We start from the raw sequence: 21,345 nt of genomic DNA on the forward strand, positions 1-21,345 counted from the left end.
GGCCACGGTCGAAGCGTGTCAGATATCCAGGTTGGCGACCTTCAGCGCGTTGTCTTCGATGAAGTCACGACGCGGTTCGACGACATCGCCCATCAGGGTGCTGAAAATCTGGTCAGCCGCGACAGCATCCTCGATGCGCACCTGCAGCAGGCGGCGGGTATCGGGATTGACGGTGGTATCCCACAGCTGTTCCGGGTTCATTTCACCCAGGCCCTTGAAGCGCTGGATCTGGCGGCCGCGCTTCGCTTCCTCCAGCAGCCAGTTCTGTGCCTTGGCGAAGCTGTCCACTTCGACCGACTTGGCACCGCGGCCGATGGTGGCGCCTTCGCGCACCAGGCCGTGCAGCAGGCTGGCAGCCTGGTAGATGGCACGCAGTTCGCCACCTTCGAAGGCGGCCAGCGGCAGCACCTGCACGTGTTCCTCGCCCATGTGGCGGCGGGTCACCAGCACGGCGGCCGGACGCTCGTCGTTCGGCTCCTGCAGTTCCAGGGTGAAACGCGCGCTGCCGAGGCGGCCCTGGTTGAGGCGCTGGGCCAGTGCATCCAGGCCCTGGCCTTCAGCGGCACCGCGCAGGTGGGCCAGGTCCATCGGCACGAAGTCGACCAGCGCTTCGAGCAGGCTGCGGTCGTAGCGGTGCGCATTGCGTTCGATCGCGTCGCGCGCGCCGGCAAAGGTCAGCAGCAGCTTTTCGAGCGCGGCACCTTCGATGCCCGGCTCACCCGCGGCCGGCACCAGCACGGCGTTTTCCACCGCATTGCTGGCCAGGTAGCTGTCCAGCGCCGGGTCGTCCTTCAGGTACAGCTCCTGCTTGCCCTGCTTGATCTTGTACAGCGGCGGCAGGCCGATGTAGACGTAACCGCGCTCGATCAGCTCCGGCATCTGACGGTAGAAGAACGTCAGCAGCAGGGTGCGGATGTGGGCGCCGTCGACGTCGGCGTCGGTCATGATGATGATCTTGTGGTACCGCAGCTTGTCCGGGTTGTACTCGTCGCGGCCGATGCCGGTGCCCAGCGCGGTGATCAGCGTACCGACCTGGTCCGAGGCCAGCATGCGGTCGAAGCGGGCACGCTCCACGTTGAGGATCTTGCCGCGCAGCGGCAGCACCGCCTGGTTCTTGCGGTTGCGGCCCTGCTTGGCCGAGCCACCTGCCGAGTCACCCTCGACAATGAACAGTTCGGACAGCGCCGGGTCCTTTTCCTGGCAGTCGGCCAGCTTGCCCGGCAGGCCGGCGATATCCAGCGCGCCCTTGCGGCGGGTCAGGTCGCGGGCCTTGCGCGCCGCTTCACGGGCACGCGCCGCGTCGACGATCTTGCCGGCGATGGCCTTGGCTTCGTTCGGGTTTTCCTGCAGGAACTCTTCCAGGCGCGCACCGAAGGCGTTTTCCACCGCCGGACGCACGTCGGAGCTGACCAGCTTTTCCTTGGTCTGGCTGGAGAAGCTCGGGTCCGGCACCTTCACCGACAGCACCGCGATCATGCCTTCGCGCATGTCATCGCCGGTCAGGTTGATCTTGGCCTGCTTGGCGATACCGTTCTGCTCGATGTAGTTGTTGAGCACGCGGGTCAAGGCGCCGCGGAAACCGGCCAGGTGGGTACCGCCATCCTTCTGCGGGATGTTGTTGGTGAAGCAGTACATCGTCTCCTGGTAGGAGTCGGTCCACTGAAGCGCCACGTCCACCACGATGTTGTTGTGCTCGCCGGTGACCGAGATGACGTTCGGGTGCAGCGGGGTCTTCAGCTGGGCCAGATGCTCCACGAAGCTGCGGATGCCGCCTTCGTAGTGGAAGTCATCGCGACGGCCGTCGCCGCGCTCGTCGGCCAGCACGATCTTGACGCCGGAGTTGAGGAACGACAGTTCACGCAGGCGGCGCGCCAGAATGTCGTAGTGGAATTCCACGTTGTCGTGGAAGGCCACGGTCGACGGCCAGAAGCGTACGGTGGTGCCGCGCTTGGTGGTGTCTTCCAGCTTGGCCAGCGCGCTGACCGCGGCGCCGTTGCTGAATTCCTGCTGGTAGTGGAAGCCGTTCTGGAATACGTCCACCAGCAGCTTCTGCGACAGCGCGTTGACCACGCTGACGCCTACGCCGTGCAGGCCGCCGGAAACCTTGTAGCTGTTGTCGTCGAACTTGCCGCCTGCGTGCAGCACGGTCATCACGACCTCGGCCGCCGAAACCTCGCGGCCCAGCTTGGCGCTCATCTGTTCGTGCTTGCCGGTCGGGATACCTCGGCCGTTGTCGGACACCGACACCGAGCCGTCAGCGTGGATCGTCACCGCGACGTGGTCGGCGTGGCCGGCGAGGGCTTCGTCGATCGAGTTGTCGACGACCTCGAACACCATGTGGTGCAGACCGGTGCCGTCGTGGACGTCGCCGATGTACATGCCAGGACGCTTGCGCACAGCCTCGAGCCCTTCCAGGGCGGTGATGCTGTTGGCGTCGTAGTTGCCGTTGTTTGCCGGGGTGTTCTGTTCGTCGGTCATTGCGCTTGCCGTAGGCTCCGCAGGTCGGTCACCGCACAGGTGCGATGCGCCGGGTAAGAAGGGGTGCAACCTGAATTATACCAGCCGGGCCCCGCAGGCCCTGATGTAGCCACTATGGCACAGCCGCGATCTGCGCATGTTCCACGTGGAACCGGGTGATGCCTGTGAGGTCCACCAGGGCCGCCGGGGTCTCGGTGGCCGTTACGAAGATCTGTGCCGGACCGGCCAGTAGACGCTCGAGGACACGGGCCTGATGGGTGCGGTCCAGCTCCGATGCCAGATCATCCAGCGCAATGACCGGCCATTGCCCGCGCTGTTCGGCGTAATCCTCGGCCTGGGCCAGCAGGCAGGCGAGGGCAGTGAGCTTGGCCTGGCCACGTGAGAGTGCATCCCGGCCGGGAATGCTGTGGAAATCCACGCTCCAGTCGGCCCGGTGCGGACCTACCGAGGTGTAACCGGCCTGGCGGTCGCGATCGCGGGCCAGCAGCAGCGCATCGGCCAGCGGCAGTTCGTGCCGGCGCCAGCCCGGACTGAGATCCAGGCCCTGGATGCCCAACTGCGGTGCCAGCGCGGTTGCCAGGGCAATCGCCCGTTCCTGCAGCCGTTCCAGGTAGTGCTGACGGCGACTGGTCAGCGGTTCGCCCGCCTCAGCCAACTCGTGGTCCCAGGTATCGAGCATCCGCGAGGGCCCGCCCTGCTTCAACAGCGCGTTGCGTTGCTTGAGCGCCCGGGAATATCGGCGCCACAGCGAAAGGAAGTCTGGTTCCACGTGGAACAGGCCCCAATCGAGGAAACGACGGCGCGGTTCGCCACCGCCGCTGACCAGGGCGTGGCTGCCCGGTTCAAAGGTCACTACAGCCAACGCCGCACAGAGATTGCCGAGCTGGGCAACGTCTTCGCCGTCCAGGCGACCCTTCCAGTCCTGCCCGCTATGGCGAAGACCAGCCTTGCGGCGGTGCGGCGGGTGATCGGCCCGCTGTTCGTCCCATTCCACGAAGATTTCCAGCGCTTCTTGGCCTTGGCGGACGAGACCATCGCGGACACGGCCACGGAAGCTCCGGCCATAGGCCATCAAGTGCAGGGCCTCGAGCACGCTGGTCTTGCCCGCGCCGTTGTCGCCGGTCAGCAGGTTCAAACCCGGCTGGGGTGACAGTTCCACGGCACTGAAGCGGCGCAGTTGGTTCAAGGCGAGGCGGCGGATCAGCATGGGACGCGGGAGACCATCCGCTCGGGGCGGTAGCAGGGCAGGGAATCCATCAGCTTACTGCATCGGTCAAGAACGCCGTTGCGGGCAAGGCGGGGCCGGCAGGGCAGGACGTGGCGGACATCACCCGGCCGTTCCACGTGGAAAATCCCAGCGCAGGCACGTCCGAGGGCGGCGCCAGATACCGTAAATTTCTTGAAATCTGCAGCACCGGGCACGGTATTGGCCCCCAGAAATCAGCGAATTTTCAGCGGCTCGCACCTGGGTACTGCGCTGCGCTGCCTACGCATCGATGACGACCGCCGTGAATTGCTTGAAATCTACAGGGCAGCGGACTGCGGCGTTCCACAGATTTCAAAGAATTCTGACCATGCGTTCCACGCTATCCACAGCGGGTCTGTATGACTTATACACAAGGTATGGGCAATCTGTGGATAAAAAAGCCACTTTCAGCCGCCGGGAAAACTATCCACAGCTTCCGCCCCAGCCCCAAGGGCCCATATACAGGGGGTTTCAGGCGCACAAATGCCATTGAAATCAAATAGATAGCTCTGTTTTCTACGAAATCTGGCCCTACCATCACCACCATGCTTTAGATTTATACCCAGATTTAAAAGCTAGGGAAGCACCCAGCGGGCAGAAATCAGGGCTGTGGACAGTAGCGTCAGCAGGAGGGGGATCGGCTTGCTGAAACCATCCCTGGAATCCGTTGAACCCGGACGTGGGCAGGTATCGCAACTCGCGCTGCTCGAGTCCTCCGCGAAAAGAAGCAGTAGATCGAAACGCGAAGTGCCGCAAAACCGGATTCGCATCAATGCTCCACGTGGAACCAAAAAAAACGCCCGGAGCAACCGGGCGTTTTCCTGTTTCACGTGGAACAGCACATTGTCAGAGACGCAGCGGCATCACCACATGGCGCGACTTCTCGCTGCTGGACTCACGCACCAGCGCCGAGGAGTTGGAATCGCGCAGCTGGATGATGACTTCCTCGTCGCGCAGGGCGGACAGGGCATCCAGCAGGTAGTTCACGTTGAAGCCGATGGCCAGATCGCTGACCGTGGTGTCGGCCTCGATCTCTTCCTGGGCTTCTTCCTGCTCCGGGTTGTGCGCACTGATCTTCAGGTTGCCCGGCGAGACTTCCACGCGGATACCGCGGTACTTCTCGTTGGACAGGATCGCGGCACGCTGCAGCGAGGCACGCAGGGCTTCGCGATCCACCTTCACTTCGCGGTCGGCGCCGATCGGGATCACGGCCTCGTAATCCGGGAAGCGACCGTCGATCAGCTTCGAGGTGAAGGTGACATCGTCGCGCTTGACGCGCACGTGGCTGCGGCCGACTTCCAGCTCGATCTCGCGATCGCCGCTTTCCAGCAGGCGCTGCAGTTCGGTCACGCCCTTGCGCGGCACGATGATCTGGCGCTTGGAACCGCTGGGCTTGGCCAGGTCGGTTTCACACAGGGCCAAGCGGTGGCCGTCGGTGGCGACGGTACGCAGGGCATCACCGCGCAGGTCGAACAGCAGACCGTTGAGGTAGTAGCGCACGTCCTGCTGGGCCATCGCGAACGCAGTACGCTCGATCAGTTCTTTCAGGGTCGCTTCGCCGATGGCCACGCGCTCGGTGGCTTCCACTTCGTCCACCGACGGGAAGTCGTTGGACGGCAGCGTTGCCAGGGTGAAGCGGCTGCGACCGGCCTGTACGGTGATCTTGTCACCGGTCTGCGAGACGGTGATCCGGCTGCCGTCGGGCAGGGCACGGATGATCTCGAACAGCTTGCGGGCGGGGATGGTGGTTTCGCCGTCCTGGGCATCTTCAACCGCGATCCGCGACACCATCTCCACTTCCAGATCGGTACCGGTCAGCGACAGCTGGCCGTTCTGCACCTGGACCAGGAAATTGGCCAGAACCGGAAGGGTCTGGCGGCGTTCGACCACGTTGACGACCTGTGCCAACGGCTTGAGAAAGGCTTCGCGCTGCAGTGTGAAACGCATGTGGTTCCGTGCCCCTATGCTTTAAAAAATGTGGAATAAATCAAAAGCTTGGTGGTGCTGGTAGAGACAGAATCGCTGGAAAACAATGCTAAGTCTTTGTAATAAAAAGAGTTTCTAGCCGAGAAACCCTCTGCATTACCGCCCCGCAGGGGGTGGGGAAAGTTGTGGATAAATTTGCCGCGTTTTACGACGTCTTTTTTATCCACAACTCATCCCGTGCTTGCTACCGGATTCTGCACCGTTTTGTGCGATGACGCCTCATCAGCGTCCGTGCATCATTCGCTCAGCTTCCGGATCAGCTTGTCCCAGTCTTCGCGGAGCTTGCCGTCGGTTTCCATCAGGGTCCGGATCTGGCGGCAGGCATGCAGCACCGTGGTGTGATCGCGACCGGCAAAGGCATCGCCGATCTCGGGCAGGCTGTGCTCGGTCAGTTCCTTCGTCAGGGCCATGGCGACCTGGCGCGGGCGGGCCAGCGAACGGGTCCGGCGCTTGGACAGCAGATCCTTGATCTGCAGGCCGTAGTAGTCGGCAACGGTTTTCTGGATGTTGGGAATGCTGATCGCCTGCTGTTGGGCGCGCAGCAGATCGCGCAGGGTTTCCTGGGCGAATTCGGTGGTGATCGCGCGGCCGGTGAAATTGGCACGGGCGGTCAGGGTATTGAGCGCGCCTTCGAGGTCGCGCACATTGGAGCGCATCTTCTTGGCGATCAGGAACGCAACATCATCGGGAATCTCGGCACCGCGTTCGCGGGCCTTCGCCAGCACGATCGCGGCGCGGGTCTCGAAGTCCGGCGGTTCGATCGCGACCGACAGGCCCCAGGCAAGCCGCGACTTCAGGCGCGCTTCCAGGCCCTCGACTTCGCGCGGGTACCGGTCGCAGGTCAGGATGATCTGCTGCTTGCCGTCGAACAGCGCGTTGAAGGTGTGGAAGAACTCTTCCTGGGTGCGGTCCTTGCCGGCGAAGAACTGGATGTCATCGATCAGCAGCGCGTCCACCTGCTGGAACTGGCGCTTGAACTGATCCATGGTCTTTTCCTGCAGGGCCCGGATCATCGCGCTGAAGAACTGTTCCGAACGCAGGTACAGCACCTTCGCACCCGGGTTGGCCTGGCGCATGGCGTTGCCGGCGGCAAACATCAGGTGGGTCTTGCCCAGGCCGGTGCCTCCGTACAGCAGCAGCGGATTGTGCGCGCGGTCGCCCGGCTTCTGCGCCGCCTGGAAGGCAGCGGCCAGGCCCAGCTGGTTGCTGCGGCCTTCGACGAAGTTGGCGAAGGTGTAGTGGTTGTCCAGATTGCCGGCGAACGGCACCTGCGGTTCGGCTGCCACCGCCGTCGCCGCGCTCGAAACCGGCGTGTTCTGCGCGTCCGAGGGCCGCGGGCGCGAGCCGATTTCAAGAAAAACGTCGCCGAAACCCGCGAAGTGCGTCAGCAGCTCGCGGATCCGGGCCAGGTACAGCTCGCGCACCTGGTCGACGATGAAGGCGTTCGGGGCATACAGCACCAGGCTGTCCGCGCGCAGATCGGCCTGCAGCGGCTTCAACCACGTGTGAACATCTTCCGGCGGGAACTCCGCTTCGAGGCGTTCGAGACTTCGGGACCAGGCATCCATCGGCAATAATCGTCCGGTGACCTGTGCACAGGCGCGACAACGCGCCCAAACACAGGCCTGAAAGGGGGGAAATGGATGGCTCAGACTACCACCGAGCGCCCGGCTTCGGAATGCTTGTCCCGCACTTATTCACAAAAAGATCCACAGCTATTGCACAGCCCGGTGAATTGGCGTAGTCACAAGGGGTTGACGCAGGGGGGGACACCTCTCTAGAATTTCCGGTTCTTTCCCGTCCCATTCATACGAGAGGCCCACATGGCCACCAAGCGCACCTACCAGCCCAGCAACCTCAAGCGTAAGCGCGACCACGGCTTCCGTGCCCGTATGAAGACCGCTGACGGCCGCAAGATCCTGTCGCGTCGCCGCGCCAAGGGCCGCAAAGTCCTGAGCGCCTGATTGCCATGCCGCACATCGCGGCAGACGCAATCCCTTCGACAGTGAATACTGCAGACCCGCGCAAGCGATTCCCTCGCTCTGCGCGGGTTCGCACGCGTGCCGAATATTCAACGGTCTTCAACGGCGCCCGCCGTGTGTCCGATCCGCTGATGACCCTGCACTGGCTGCCGGCTGACCGGCCGGCCAGGCTGGGTCTGGCGGTTTCCCGCAAGGTTGATCCGAACGCCGTGGGGCGTAACCGGATCAAGCGCGTCCTGCGCGACATCCTGCGTCAGACACGAACCGATATCCAGCCAGGCGACTTCGTCGTCGTGGCTCGTAGTGCTGCGCGTTCTGCCAGCAACGACGACATCCGCCAGGCCTTCCTGCGCCTGCTGCGGCGCCTGCGTGCATTGCCCGCGCCGGGCGTGGACGGCACAATGCCGCCGCCAGATGGCATCGCACCTCCCTCTTTGATCGAGCCGGCATCGCGTCCCGGCCCCGCCGAGCCTGTCCGCTGATGAACCAGACCCGCGTATTCCTTATTTTTGCCTGGCTGATGGTGGCCGTGTTCCTGTGGATGGAGTGGGGCCGTGAAAAGGCCGCGCCGACCCCGGCCCCGACCACCCCCTCGGCCCAGGCCGTCGCACAGAGCGTTCCGGGTGCGACCCCGGGCAGCATCCCCAGCGCGCAGGTCCCCGGTGCCCCGGGCCAGGCCGCGGCGCAGCAGGCCCAGGCCAGCGCCACCCCGGCCGCCCAGCGCGTGACCATCACCACCGACGTGCTGCGCCTGGTGGTGGACGGCGGCCGCGTGCTCGACGCCGAGCTGCTGCAGTTCCCGCAGTCCAAGCAAGAAGGCAGCGCCCCGGTGCGCCTGCTGACCGAAGACCCCGCGCATCCGTACAGCGCGATCAGCGGCTGGGCCAGCGAAGACAAGAACACCCCGGCGCCGGGCGCCGATGGCTTCAAGCTGGTCGGTGACGTCCGCGACTTCGTGCTGGCCGACGGCCAGAACGAACTGCAGATCCCGTTCGTGTGGACCGCCGACAACGGCGTGACCATCAAGCGCACCCTGACCGTCTCGCGCAACGAGTACGCCGTGCGCTTCAAGGACGAGGTCAGCAACACCGGCGCCGCCCCGTGGAACGGCTACGTCTACCGCACCCTGGACCGTACCCCGACCATCCTGTCGCGGAACATGACCAACCCGGACTCGTTCAGCTTCAACGGTGCCACCTGGTACGACAACGACAAGAAGTACCAGCGTCGTGCGTTCAAGGATTACCTGGACGATGGCGCGCTGAACCAGAACATCACCGGCGGCTGGCTGGCGATGCTGCAGCACCACTTCTTCACCGCCTGGATCCCGCAGAAGGACCAGACCGCCCACTACGTGCTGTCGCAGGTAGCCGGCCGTGACCTGATCGAAGCGCGTGGCCCGGCCTTCACCGTGGCCCCGGGCCAGTCCACCAGCACCGAAGCCCGCCTGTGGGTCGGCCCGAAGCTGGTCAACCAGATCGCCAAGGAAGACGTGCCGGGCCTGGACCGCGTGGTCGACTACAGCCGCTTCTCGATGATGGCGGTGATCGGCCAGGGCCTGTTCTGGGTGCTGAACCAGGTGCACAAGCTGGTCGGCAACTGGGGCTGGGCCATCGTCGGCCTGGTCGTGCTGCTGAAGCTGGTGCTCTACCCGCTGTCGGCCGTGCAGTACAAGAGCGGTGCGAAGATGCGTCGCTTCCAGCCGCGCATCGCGCAGCTGAAGGAACGCTATGGCGATGACCGCCAGAAGTTCCAGACCGCGATGATGGAGCTGTACAAGAAGGAAAAGATCAATCCGATGGGCGGCTGCCTGCCGATCCTCATCCAGATGCCGATCTTCTTCGCGCTGTACTGGGTGCTGGTCGAGTCGGTCGAACTGCGCCAGGCGCCGTGGCTGGGCTGGATCCAGGATCTGACCGCGCGTGACCCGTACTTCATCCTGCCGGTCATCAACATGGCGGTGATGTGGGCCACGCAGAAGCTGACCCCGGCACCGGGCATGGACCCGATGCAGCAGAAGATGATGCAGTTCATGCCGCTGGTCTTCGGCTTCATGATGGCCTTCATGCCGTCCGGCCTGGTCCTGTACTGGGTGGTCAACGGCGGCCTGGGCCTGCTGCAGCAGTGGTGGATGACCAAGCGCCACGGCGGCGTGCCGCGGCGGGCGACCACCGCCCGGGCCCCGGTCATGATTAATTAATCCGGGTAGAGTCGGCCGTTGGTCGACTGGCGTTGGAACAGTCGACCAACGGTCGACGCTACCGATGCTGATCCCCGCAGAAGCCCGCCGCAAGGCGGGCTTTTCGCATGCGGGGTTAGAATCGCCCGCACACCGTGTCCCCATCCATCGAGCCTGCCATGCCGCGTGCGTCGTCGTTCCGCCTGTTCCTGCCCTCGCTGCTGATGACCCTGGCCGTTGCCGGCTGCGGCGACAAGGAGGGCAAGGCGCCCGCCGCCGCCGCCGTCACCCAGCCCAGCGCACAGGCCGCCGCCGCCGCCGATCCGGCCGCCGCGCCGCTGCTGGCCGCGCTGCAGAAGCAGCTCGATGGCTACCGCCGCATCATCGTGCTGCTAGCCGACGAGGAGCAGCAGAGCGCGGCCGACCGTGGCACGTCCACCCGCATCGGACAGCAGTTGTTCCACGACGGGCTGGAACAGCGCACCGCCATCGCCGCGCAGTTCGACAGCCTGCTGCGCGGTGGCAGCCCGCAGCGCTTCGCCACGCTGGGCACCGTGCTGGACTACATCGAATCGGCGCCGGAACTGTTCGATGCCGATCGCTTGGCCTTCCGCGAAGTGCTGCGCGACCTGCACGAACGTGTCGGCGCGGATTCCTCGCTGCCGGCGGTGAAGCTGCACCAGCGCATCGGCGAGGACCTGGACGCGCTGGATGAGATCGAGCGCAACTACAACCAGGAACTGACCCGCATCTTCAGCCGCTTCGAGCGCACCCGCGCCATCGACCTGAAGCGAGAGAAGTGGGAGGACTACATCGCCCACCTGCACAAGGACTACAGCCGCGAGGCGATCCTGCGCGACTACGGGGTGATCGAGCCGTACCCGATGTCGATGAAGGACAGTGACCGCGAGATCTTCGGCCGCGACCTGCCGGCCAAGACCGTGGTGCTGACCTTCGACGACGGCCCGCACAAGGCCTACACCGAAGAAGTGGTGGCCATCCTCAAGCGCTACGACGTGCCGGGCGTGTTCTTCGAAGTGGGCCGCAACCTGGGCAAGGTCGAGGCCGATGGCAAGGTCAGCCTGGGGCCGATGGCGAAGATCAGCCGCAGCCTGATGGAAGAGGGCTACGCGGTGGGCAACCACAGCCTGACCCATGCCCAGCTCTCGCGCACCACCGGCGATGCGCTGCGCCAGCAGGTGCTCGACACCGACACCCTGCTGAAGGATGTCGACAGCAAGCGTGCGCCGCTGTTCCGCTTCCCGTACGGCGCGCGCAACGCCGAAGGCCTGCAGCTGCTCAACGAAGCCGGCCTGAAGTCGATCATGTGGAACATCGATTCGATGGATTGGGCCGACCCGGTGCCGGAATCGATCGTGCAGCGCGTGCTCGGCCAGGTGAACAAGGAACAGCGCGGCATCATCCTGTTCCATGACATCCACGACCGCGCGGTGAAGGCGCTGCCGCAGATCCTTGATCGGCTGATTGCCGAGGGTTACCAGTTCGCCGGTTGGAACGGCCGCGAGTTCACCGTCGCCCGTGCACGCAAGGGCGCGACCAGCGACGCCACGGTCACCACCGGCTACGAGAAGTCGTGGGCGATCGTGGTCGGCATCGACAACTACGCCAAGTGGCCAAAGCTGGAATATGCCAGCCACGATGCGCAGGCGGTGGCCGACACCCTCACCGGGCAGTTCGGTTTCCCGTCCTCGCAGGTGATCGTGCTGAAGAACGAGCAGGCCACCCGCAACAACATCCTGGCCGCCTTCCACGACCGCCTTGCCGACGACCGTACCGGCAAAAATGACCGCGTGTTCGTGTTCTTCGCCGGGCACGGCGCCACCCGCCAGCTCGCTTCAGGCCGCGACCTCGGCTACATCATCCCGGTGGATTCGGACCCGAAGGAATTCGCCACCGACGCCATCGCGATGACCGATATCCAGAACATCGCCGAGAGCATGCAGGCCAAACACGTGATGTTCGTGATGGATGCCTGCTACAGCGGCCTGGGCCTGACCCGCGGTGGCCCGTCGTCGTCGTCGTTCCTGCGCGAGAACGCACGCCGCAGCGCGCGGCAGATGCTGACCGCCGGCGGTGCCGACCAGCAGGTGGCCGATGCAGGCCCGAACGGCCATTCGGTGTTCACCTGGGTGCTGCTGCAGGCGCTGGCCGGCAAGGGCGACCTCAATGGCGATGGCCTGATCACCGGTACCGAACTGGCCGCCTACGTGGCGCCGGCGGTGTCGGCCGTCTCGCACCAGACTCCGGCCTTCGGCAGCCTGCCCGGTTCGCAGGGCGGCGAGTTCGTGTTCCAGGTGCCGGACAGCCAGGAATACCTCAACGCCGATACGCACCAGCTGACCCCGGATGCCATCGCACTGAACAACAAGGTCGACGCCGCGCAGGATGCCAAGGGCGCGCAGGCGCCGGTGACCGTGGCCGACCTGCAGGGCGGCAAGGCCAAACTGGTGGTGCCCACTGCCGGCCCCGCCTCGGACCGCCAGCGCGCGCAGCAGGCCAACGACCGTGGCCTGCAGCTGTACCGTGAAAAGCAGTACGACGAAGCCGTCGCGCAGTTCACCGAAGCGTTGAAGCTGCGGCCTGATTTTGCCCAGGCGGCCAACAACCTCGGCTTCGTCTACTACCGCCAGCAGCGCTACGCCGAAGCCGCGCGCTGGCTGGAGAACACCCTGAAGATCGACCCGTCGCGCGCGGTGGCCCACCTCAACCTGGGCGATGCCTACTTCAACGCCGGCGACAAGGCCAAGGCGAAGCAGGCCTACACCACCTACCTCGCCCTGCAGCCGCAGGGCAGCGGGGCCGCGCAGGCGCGCGCGCAGCTGGAGAAGCTCTGAGCCATGAACGATGTGACCCGCACCGACACCATCGTCGCCATCGCCAGTGCCCCCGGCGCGGGCGGTGTCGGCCTGCTGCGCCTGTCCGGCCCGCGTGCCGCGGCGGTTGCAAACGCGCTGGGCGCGCCCACGCTGCGCCCGCGCCATGCGCACTACGCGCGACTGCGCGACGCCGACGGCGAGGTGATCGACGATGGCATCGTGTTGTGGTTCCCCGCGCCGAACAGCTTCACCGGCGAGGAAGTGGTGGAACTGCAGGGCCACGGCAGCCCCGTTCTGCTGCAGCAGCTGGTCGCGCGCTGCATCGCGCTCGGCGCGCGCCAGGCGCGGCCGGGTGAGTTCAGCGAACGCGCGTTCCTCAACGGCAAGCTCGACCTGGCCCAGGCCGAGGCCATCGCCGACCTGATCGCCGCGGGCGACAACCGCGCCGCGCGCGCGGCACGCCGTTCGCTGGATGGCGTGTTCTCGCGCCGCATCGATACAGTGGTTGAACAGCTGGTGCTGCTGCGCATCCACGTGGAAGCGGCCATCGACTTCGCCGACGAACCGCTGGATACCCTGGGCGGTGCGCAGGTGCGGCGTGGGCTGGAACAGGCGCGCGCTGATCTGGCCCTGCTGCGTCGTGATGCCGAGCGCGGCCGTCGCCTGCGCGATGGCCTGCACGCGGTGCTGATCGGCCCGCCGAATGCCGGTAAGAGCTCACTGCTCAATGCATTGGCCGGAAGCGAGCGCGCCATCGTCACCGACATCGCCGGCACCACCCGCGACACCCTTCGCGAAACCATCCGCCTGGACGGTCTGGAGCTGACCCTGGTCGACACCGCCGGCCTGCGCGATGGCGGCGACGCCATCGAACGCGAAGGCATGCGCCGCGCCCACGTGGAGATCGAACGCACCGACCTGGCACTCATCGTGCTGGATGCGCGCGACCCCGCCGCCGGTGAAGCCGCGCTGGGTGAGTCCGTGGCCGCCGTACCGCACAAGGTCTACATCCACAACAAGTCGGACCTGCTGGCGGCGTTGCCGACGCTGGATGACCCGGACCGCGTGTTTGTTTCGGCCGCCACCGGTGCAGGCCTGGAAGACCTGCACGCGCGCCTGCGTTCGATTGCCTCGGCCGGAGCAGGGGAGCAGGTGGACGGCGAGTTCTCGGCCCGAACCCGCCATGTGGATGCGATCGAACGCGCGCAGGAACATGCGCAGCGCGCCGATGGCGAGCTGGTGCATGAACACTTGGAACTGGCCGCCGAGGAACTGCGGCTGGCGCACGACGCGCTGGGCGAGATCACCGGGCAGATGAGTGCGGATGACCTGCTGGGCAGGATTTTCTCCAGCTTCTGCATCGGGAAGTAACTGTAGAGCCGAGCCCATGCTCGGCTGTTCTGCCGGTCAGCCGAGCATGGGCTCGGCTCTACAGGTGCAGGCTTCCCCCACCTGTCACATTCCCGCCGCATACTGAACCCCATCACATACCGCTTGGGGAAGTCGCAGTGAAGTCGTGGGGTTGTGCGTTGCTGTTGTCGCTGGCCGTGGCACCATCGGTGGCCATGAGTGCTGAAACTTCCACGCCGGCGACCGCGAAGGTCTCCGTCTACGGCCACCGCGGCGCAAGCGCGCTGCTGCCCGAGCACACGCTGGCGGCCTACGCGCAGGCCATCACCGATGGCGCCGACTACATCGAACCCGACCTGGTGATGACCAAGGACGGCGTGCTGGTGGCCCGCCACGAGAACGAGATCGGTGGCACCACCGATGTGGCCGAGCACAAGGAATTCGCCAAGCGGAAGACCACCAAGGTCATCGACGGCGAGACGGTGGAAGGCTGGTTCACCGAAGACTTCACCCTGGCCGAACTGAAGACCCTCTACACCCGCGAGCGCCTGCCGGAGCTGCGCAGCACCGCGTTCGACGGCCAGTTCCGCATCGCCACCCTGGACGAGATCCTGGCCTTCCTGATGCAGCAGGCCGGCCGCGCCAACCGCGGCATCGGCCTGGTGCCGGAGATCAAGCACCCGACCTACTTCCAGTCCATCGGCCTGCCGATGGAAGACAAGGTGCTGGCCGCGCTGCGCGGCAATGCCTACACCGCCGTCGCGCCGGTGACGATCCAGTCGTTCGAGACCGCCAACCTGCGCTACCTGCGCGGCAAGATCGGCCGTGGCGGCAACATCCGCCTGCTGCAGCTGCTGTGGAAGGGCGATGCCCGCCCGGCCGATGTGGTCAAGGCCGGTGGCACGCTCAGCTATGCGCAGATGATGACCCCGGCCGGGCTGAAGGACATCGCCAGCTACGCCGATGGCATCGGTCCGGAACTGCGTTCGATTATCCCGCTGGAGGCCAACGGTGCGCTGGGCACGCCGACCGCGCTGGTGCGCGATGCGCATGCGGCCGGCCTTATGGTCATCCCGTACACGTTCCGCCCGGAAAACCATTTCCAGGCCAGCAACCTGCGCAAGGGCGCCGACAGCGCGCGCAACCCGGAAGGCTCGATCGCCGAGATGCGCGCCTACCTGGCCACCGGCATCGATGCGTTCTTCACCGATGACCCGGCGCTGGGCCGGCAGGCGGTGGATGGCATGGGCGCCGCGGGGAACTGACGCTGCAACGCGTCGCCGGGCATGGCCCGGCGCTACCCCGGACGCCCACACACGGTAGCGCCGGGCCATGCCCGGCGGCCCCTCGCCTCAACCGCGTGGGTCTTCCGGCCGGCGGAACGGGATCACCACGTAATCGTTCCCCTCGCGCGGCTGCCACAGCACCGGCACGCGGCGCGGCGAAGGCGGCTCGAGCTCGTCGTCGGCCAGTGCCTCGACCTCGTCTTCCTCATCCTCCCAGCTGTAGTGCGGGCGCGGCGTCATCGGGTCGGCGTTGCGGAACAGCAGCGCGGCGATGATGCCGGCGAAGGCACCGCCCATGTGCGACTGCCAGGACACGCCGTCGGCATGGGGCAGGATGGTCATCAGCATGCCGCCGTAGAACAGCATGCCGATCAGGCCGGTGGCGATCGCCGCGCGGTCACGGCGCAGCAGGCCCAGGCTGGCCAGCAGGAACATCAGGCCGTGGGTCACGCCGCTGGCCCCCAGGTGCACGCTGCCGGGGTTGCCCAGCATCCACGCGCCGATGCCCGAACCCAGCCACAGCAGGGGCAGGGCACGCACGGTGGCCTTCGGGTACACGCTGCCGGCCAGGGTGCCGAGGATCAGGATCGCAAAGCCATTGGCGGCGATGTGCTCGACCGAGGCATGCAGCATCGGCCCGCCGATCAGCCCCAGCAGGCCCTTGGCCTCCAGCGGCGCGACCGCCCACGGCCGCCAGTCGAAGCTGCCCTGCAGGGCGAACACGGCCAGCAGCACCAGCACGGCGCCGAGGCTGACATTGAACGCCCGCAGGATGCGCAGGCGGTCGTTGCGGGGGGCCGGCACGTCACCGGCGGGCAGGGGCGTGTTGTTGTCCATACCTCAGCAATGGCGGTGGCCGGCGCGAAACCAAGGCCAGCGCAACGGGAGAGTGGAAGCGGCCGACGGGACAATCCCGCCGGCCGGGTGCCGCAGGCCGCTCAGACTCAGGCCTGGCCGGCGTCTTCCTTCGGCGGGTACTTCAGGCTGAGCACCACGGTGGCGGCAATGATCGCTGCCACCACGCCCAGCGACACCGGGGTCGGGATCTTGAACAGGTCGATGATCATCATCTTGATGCCGATGAAGCCCAGCACCAGCGCCAGGCCATACGGCAGCAGGTGGAAGCGGTCGGCCATGCCGGCCAGCAGGAAGAACATCGCACGCAGGCCCAGCACCGCGAACACGTTGGAGGTGAGCACGATGAACGGGTCGGTGGTGATGGCGAAGATCGCCGGGATGCTGTCCACCGCGAAGATCACGTCGGTCACCGCGATCAGGATCAGCACCGCGAACAGCGGGGTGAACCAGCGCTTGCCGTCGCGCATCACGCTCATCGCGTTGCCGGCGTAGTCCGGCAGCAGGCGCAGGTGCCTGCGCATCCAGCGCAGGGCCGGGTTGGTTTCCAGGTCCGGCTCCTGGCCGGCGGCGAACCACATCTTCCAGCCGGTGAAGAGCAGGAAGGCACCGAACACGTAGAGCAGCCAATGGAACTGGCTGATGAGCACGCTGCCGGCGAAGATCATGATCGTACGCAGCACGATCGCACCCAGGATGCCGATGATCAGCACCTTCTGGCGCTGTTCTTCCGGCACCGCGAAGTAGCTCATGATCATCAGGAAGACAAAGATGTTGTCCACCGCCAGGGCCTTCTCGACCAGGTAGCCGGTCAGGAACTCCAGGCCGACCTTGTTGGCCACCACCTGGCCAGCGGTCTCGCTGAGGTAGTACCAGAGGCCTGCGTTGAACAGCAGGGCCAGCACGACCCAGCCGATGGACCACCACAGGGCCTCCTTGAAGGTGACCTTGTGCGGTCCGCCATGTCGCATCAACACCAGGTCGACGAGCAGGGCGATGATGACCACCGCCACGAAGCCGCCCCACATCCACACATTACCGATCGTCTGCATTGGGAATATCCGTTGGAAAGATGAATGCCAGGCCGGACGGCGAGGATCTGCAACGGAGGATCGGGAGGGGGATCCAGGGACAGAGCTTCGCCAGTACGGCGAAGGTCTCGCTCGCAACCCCACGCGGGTGGAATTGCCGTTGCACCGGAGCCTGCGGGCTCGAATTGACGGCGACAACGTCTGGGAGCTACTCCCCTTCTGGGGCCGATTCTGCGGCCTGGCCGGTCCGCCGTCAAATGGGGGAGGCCACACCCTCGTAGCGTCGAGCTTGCTCGACGGCCTTTGCTGAACGGTCCCGTTCAGTCGAGCAAGCTCGACTCTACAAAAGCGCCCCCGGCTACAATAGGCCGATGAATACCCCCCTTCCCGTTGTCCGCCTCAAGAACGCGTGGCGCTCCAGCCACCCGTGGATCTTCCAGAAACTGGTCGAGAAGCCGACCGTCCGGCCCAAGCCAGGTTCCATCGTCGACGTCGTCGGCATCGATGGCGAGTTCATCGGCCGTGGCTTCTACAACGGGCACTCCCGCATCGCCGTGCGCATCCTCGAAACCGACCCGAACGAGCCGGTCGATGCCGGCTGGTTCTCGCGCAAGATCGCCCAGGCGGTCGAGCTGCGCCGCGGCGTGCTGAAGCTGGACGCGGTGTCCGACGCCTGGCGCGTGGTGCACAGCGAAGGCGACGGCCTGTCCGGCCTGGTGGTGGACCGTTACAACGACCTGGTGGTGGTCGAATTCTTCGCCGCCGGCATGTTCCGCCACCGCGAGTGGATCTACGACGCCCTGCGCGAACAGTTCCCGGGCTGCCGCTTCCACAGCTTCGCCGACGAACACGTGCAGAAGCAGGAAAGCTTCGACTTCCACGGCAATACCACCACCGAAGCGTCGGTGATCACCGAGTACGGCATCAAGTTCCGTGCCGACCCGGCCGGTGCGCACAAGACCGGCTTCTTCGCCGACCAGCGCGAGAACCGGCAGTGGCTGTGCCAGCAGGTGGAAGGCAAGACCGTGCTCGACCTGTGCTGCAACACCGGCGGTTTCGCCGTGTACGCGGCCGCGCGTGGCGCTTCGGAAGTAGTCGGCATCGACATCGATGAAGACGTCATCCAGATCGCCAAGGGCAATTCGCGCCTGAACAACGTGCGCCCTAAGTTCGTCCAGTCCGACATCTTCCCGTGGCTGCGCGATGCCGCCAACCGCGGCGAGCAGTACGACGTGGTGATCCTTGACCCGGCGAAGATGACCCGCGACCGCGACCAGGTCATCACCGCGCTGAAGAAGTACCTGGACATGAACAAGCTGGCGCTGGGCGTGGTCAAGCCGGGCGGCCTGTTCGCCACGTTCTCCTGCACCGGTCTGGTGGCCGAGGACCAGTTCCTCGACATGCTGCGCCGCGCGGCCTACTTCTCCGGCCGCACGATCCAGATCCTGAAGGTGGCCGGCGCCGGTCCGGACCATCCGTTCATGGCCCACGTGCAGGAATCGCGTTACCTGAAGGCCGTCTTCTGCCGCGTGGTTGACTGAACCTTCTGTTGCTGTAGAGCCGAGCCCACGCTCGGCTGATCTGCCTGGCAGCCGAGCATGGGCTCGGCTCTACAGAACCCAGGCCGCCGTGCAACGCCAGAGAAGGGCCCATGCGCAAAGCCGACCGCCTGTTTCAGCTGGTCAACCTGATCCGCGTGCGCCAGCCGGTGACCGCCGCCGTGCTGGCGGCGGAGCTGGGCCTGTCAGTGCGCAGCATCTACCGCTATGTCGATGACCTGTCCCTGGCCGGAATTCCGGTCTACGGCGAGGCCGGTATCGGTTATCGACTCGACGCCGGTTTCGAACTGCCGCCGCTCAGCCTGGATGCAGCCGAAGCCGAGGCACTGCAGCTGGCTGTGGAAATGCTGGCCTGCAGTGGCGCGGGCCACCTGCAACCTGCGGCGCGTTCGCTGCTGCACAAGCTGCAGGCGGCGATGCCCACGCGCTCGGCCAGCCCGCGCACTGCCCGCGCGCTGCGTGCCATGCCCGTTTCGCTGCCGTGCTGGCAGCCGCTGCATGCGGCCATCGCCGCCGGCCAAAGCGTGCAGCTGCAGTACCGCACGCTGCAGGGCAAAACCAGCGTGCGCACCGTCTACCCGCTGGGGCTTTTCCACTGGGGCCAGCACTGGACGCTGGGCAGCTGGTGCGCGCTGCGCCAGGACTACCGCGATTTCCGCCTGGACCACATCGAAGCCCTGGCCGAAGCAGAGAGTCTGGACCTGCCGGCGCAGGTGGGTCTGGAAGCTTATCTGGGCTACCAACAGCAGGCCTGGGCGCTGCGCGGCCACTGACACCCCGCTGGCAGCAGGGGCTGCGCAGACTACGCGCTCCTCCAACACCGGGCATCACCATGCACCCTGCTTCTTCCGTCCTCGAACTGGCCGTGTTCACCGTCAAACCGCACGCCCGTGCCGACATGCCGATGCTGCGTGAGCAGCTGCGCGCGGCCATCGCGCAGTTCCCCGGCCTGATCGACTACCAGCCGTTCTCACCGATGGACGGCGACGACCGCTTCGTTGACATCGCCCACTGGCAGAACCTGGCCAGTGCGCAGGCGGTAGCACAGGCTTTCGCGGGTGGTGATGCGCGCTTCGCACCGTACATGGCCGCCATTGACGAGCTGCAGCTGATGCAGCACTTCCTGCCGGGTTGATCGGCCTGGCAGCCGAGCATGGGCTCGGCTCTACAAAACGGCGGGCCACGGCGCTATGGTCGGGCTCTTCTCCTAACCGGTGAGAGCCCATGCCGTCGCTGCGTCGCCCGTCCCTGCTGCTTGCCTTGGCGCTGAGTGCGCCGCTGTCCGCCCATGCCATCGAGTTCAGCGCGCAGGAACTGGCTCGCGCCAAGGCCCTGCAGCAGCGCCTGCTGACCCTGGACAGCCACCTCGACACGCCGGCCAACTTCGGCCGCGCCGGCTTCGACATCGAACAGCGGCACGACCACAACGCGCTCTCGCAGGTGGATTACCCGCGCATGGTCGAGGGCGCGCTGGATGGTGGTTTCTGGGCGATCTACACCGACCAGGGCGACCGCAGCGCAGCGGCCCACCTGGCCGAGCGCGACCACGGCCTGCAGCGCCTGCTGGAGATCCGGCAGATGCTGGCGGCCAACCCCGATCGCTTCGCGCTGGCGCTGACCGCCGATGATGCCGCGCGCATCAAGGCCGCTGGCAAGCGCGTGGTGTACATCAGCATGGAAAACGCCAGCCCGCTGGTGGAAGACCCCAGCCTGCTCTCGTTCTACCACCGCGCCGGCCTGCGCCTGCTCAGCACGGTGCACTTCGCCAACAACGAGTTCGCCGATTCGGCCACCGACCCCAAGGGCGCGGAGTGGAAGGGCCTGAGCCCGGCGGGCAAGGACCTGGTGCGCGCGGCGGTGAAGCTGGGCATCGTCATCGACCAGTCGCACGCCTCCGATGCGGTGTTCGATGACCTGCTGGCGATGATGCCGGTGCCGTTCGTGCTGTCGCACAGCTCGGCCAAGGCGGTCTACAACCACCCGCGCAACCTTGACGATGCACGCCTGCGCCAGCTGGCCAAGGCCGGTGGCGTGATCCAGGTGAATGCCTATGGCGGCTACCTGATCGACACCGCCAAGACGCCCGAACGCAAGCAGGCCGAAGAAGCGCTGAGCAAGCAGCTGGGCGGCTGGGAAGGCATGACGATCGCCCAGGGCGTTGCCCTGCAGCAGGCCGAGCAGGCGCTGGACCATGAACATCCGGTGCGCCACGCCAGCCTGGACGACTTCTTCGCCCACTTCGAGCACATCCTTACGGTGGTCGGCCCCGAGCACGTGGGCATCGGCCTGGACTGGGATGGTGGCGGTGGCCTGAGCGACCTGCCTGATGTCAGCCAGTTGCCGAAGATCACCGCGTGGCTGCTGCGCAAGGGCTATACCGAGCAGCAGATCGCCGGCATCTGGGGTGGCAATCTGCTGCGGGTGATGCGCCAGGCGCAGGCCTACGCTGCTGCTCGGTAGAGTCGAGCCACGCTCGACCGCGCCTTTGTAGAGTCGAGGGGGGGGGGGGGGGGGGGGGGGGGGGGAAGGGGGCGATGTGGGGGGTCGCAAAAGGAG

At 65.9% G+C, this 21,345-nt stretch carries 16 protein-coding genes; 10 read left to right on the forward strand and 6 right to left on the reverse strand.

The genetic code is table 11. The features are described from left to right. Positions 1-18: 18 nt before the first annotated feature. The 4 genes from gyrB to dnaA form a co-directional block, all read right to left on the reverse strand. Complete coding sequence (gene gyrB / locus FJU31_RS12085; RefSeq protein ID WP_150454966.1) at positions 19-2,478, reverse strand: DNA topoisomerase (ATP-hydrolyzing) subunit B; 2,460 nt, start codon at positions 2,476-2,478, stop codon at positions 19-21. Positions 2,479-2,590: 112 nt separating this feature from the next. Continuing rightward, the gene (gene recF / locus FJU31_RS12090) at positions 2,591-3,685 is read right to left on the reverse strand and encodes a DNA replication/repair protein RecF (RefSeq protein WP_150454967.1); all 1,095 of its coding nucleotides are present in this window, start codon (positions 3,683-3,685) and stop codon (positions 2,591-2,593) included. 885 nt (positions 3,686-4,570) lie between these two features. Beyond that, positions 4,571-5,671 (reverse strand): DNA polymerase III subunit beta, encoded by a 1,101-nt coding sequence (gene dnaN / locus FJU31_RS12095; RefSeq protein WP_005411731.1) that lies wholly within the window; start codon positions 5,669-5,671, stop codon positions 4,571-4,573. A 275-nt stretch (positions 5,672-5,946) separates the two neighbouring features. Next, positions 5,947-7,278: a chromosomal replication initiator protein DnaA gene (gene dnaA, locus FJU31_RS12100; RefSeq protein WP_150454968.1), complete on the reverse strand. Its 1,332-nt coding sequence runs from the start codon at positions 7,276-7,278 to the stop codon at positions 5,947-5,949. A gap of 255 nt (positions 7,279-7,533) precedes the next feature. Between dnaA and rpmH the strand changes: the two genes are divergently transcribed. From rpmH to FJU31_RS12130, 6 genes are all read left to right on the forward strand, one after another. Beyond that, positions 7,534-7,674, forward strand: coding sequence for a 50S ribosomal protein L34 (rpmH, locus tag FJU31_RS12105; protein ID WP_005411729.1), 141 nt, complete (start codon positions 7,534-7,536; stop codon positions 7,672-7,674). A 5-nt stretch (positions 7,675-7,679) separates the two neighbouring features. Beyond that, the gene (gene rnpA, locus FJU31_RS12110) at positions 7,680-8,174 is read left to right on the forward strand and encodes a ribonuclease P protein component (RefSeq protein ID WP_108770560.1); all 495 of its coding nucleotides are present in this window, start codon (positions 7,680-7,682) and stop codon (positions 8,172-8,174) included. Further along, positions 8,174-9,892: a membrane protein insertase YidC gene (gene yidC, locus FJU31_RS12115; RefSeq protein WP_150454969.1), complete on the forward strand. Its 1,719-nt coding sequence runs from the start codon at positions 8,174-8,176 to the stop codon at positions 9,890-9,892. Before rnpA ends, yidC begins: the two co-directional genes overlap by 1 nt. 158 nt (positions 9,893-10,050) lie before the next feature. After that, positions 10,051-12,726, forward strand: coding sequence for a polysaccharide deacetylase family protein (locus FJU31_RS12120; protein WP_150454970.1), 2,676 nt, complete (start codon positions 10,051-10,053; stop codon positions 12,724-12,726). Positions 12,727-12,729: 3 nt separating this feature from the next. Continuing rightward, a complete protein-coding gene (mnmE, locus tag FJU31_RS12125; RefSeq protein WP_150454971.1) occupies positions 12,730-14,079 on the forward strand; it encodes a tRNA uridine-5-carboxymethylaminomethyl(34) synthesis GTPase MnmE in 1,350 nt (449 codons plus the stop codon). A 137-nt stretch (positions 14,080-14,216) separates the two neighbouring features. Beyond that, positions 14,217-15,323 (forward strand): glycerophosphodiester phosphodiesterase, encoded by a 1,107-nt coding sequence (locus tag FJU31_RS12130; RefSeq protein WP_150454972.1) that lies wholly within the window; start codon positions 14,217-14,219, stop codon positions 15,321-15,323. A gap of 87 nt (positions 15,324-15,410) precedes the next feature. On the opposite strand, the gene FJU31_RS12135 is transcribed toward FJU31_RS12130, so the two are convergent. Continuing rightward, on the reverse strand, positions 15,411-16,181 hold the full coding sequence (locus FJU31_RS12135) for a rhomboid family intramembrane serine protease (RefSeq protein WP_150454973.1): 771 nt from the start codon (positions 16,179-16,181) through the stop codon (positions 15,411-15,413). Between the two features lie 107 nt (positions 16,182-16,288). After that, positions 16,289-17,251 (reverse strand): TerC family protein, encoded by a 963-nt coding sequence (locus FJU31_RS12140; protein WP_150454974.1) that lies wholly within the window; start codon positions 17,249-17,251, stop codon positions 16,289-16,291. A gap of 350 nt (positions 17,252-17,601) precedes the next feature. On the opposite strand from FJU31_RS12140, the gene FJU31_RS12145 reads away from it, so the two are divergent. The 4 genes from FJU31_RS12145 (at position 17,602) to FJU31_RS12160 (ending at position 21,249) form a co-directional block, all read left to right on the forward strand. Next, positions 17,602-18,771 (forward strand): class I SAM-dependent rRNA methyltransferase, encoded by a 1,170-nt coding sequence (locus tag FJU31_RS12145; protein ID WP_150454975.1) that lies wholly within the window; start codon positions 17,602-17,604, stop codon positions 18,769-18,771. A 110-nt stretch (positions 18,772-18,881) separates the two neighbouring features. Beyond that, on the forward strand, positions 18,882-19,562 hold the full coding sequence (locus FJU31_RS12150) for a helix-turn-helix transcriptional regulator (RefSeq protein WP_150454976.1): 681 nt from the start codon (positions 18,882-18,884) through the stop codon (positions 19,560-19,562). A 59-nt stretch (positions 19,563-19,621) separates the two neighbouring features. Next, a complete protein-coding gene (locus FJU31_RS12155) occupies positions 19,622-19,924 on the forward strand; it encodes an antibiotic biosynthesis monooxygenase family protein (protein WP_150454977.1) in 303 nt (100 codons plus the stop codon). An 89-nt stretch (positions 19,925-20,013) separates the two neighbouring features. Further along, positions 20,014-21,249: a dipeptidase gene (locus FJU31_RS12160; RefSeq protein ID WP_150454978.1), complete on the forward strand. Its 1,236-nt coding sequence runs from the start codon at positions 20,014-20,016 to the stop codon at positions 21,247-21,249. Positions 21,250-21,345: the final 96 nt, after the last annotated feature.

Source organism: Stenotrophomonas cyclobalanopsidis (assembly GCF_008710035.1).
GTDB lineage: Bacteria > Pseudomonadota > Gammaproteobacteria > Xanthomonadales > Xanthomonadaceae > Stenotrophomonas > Stenotrophomonas cyclobalanopsidis.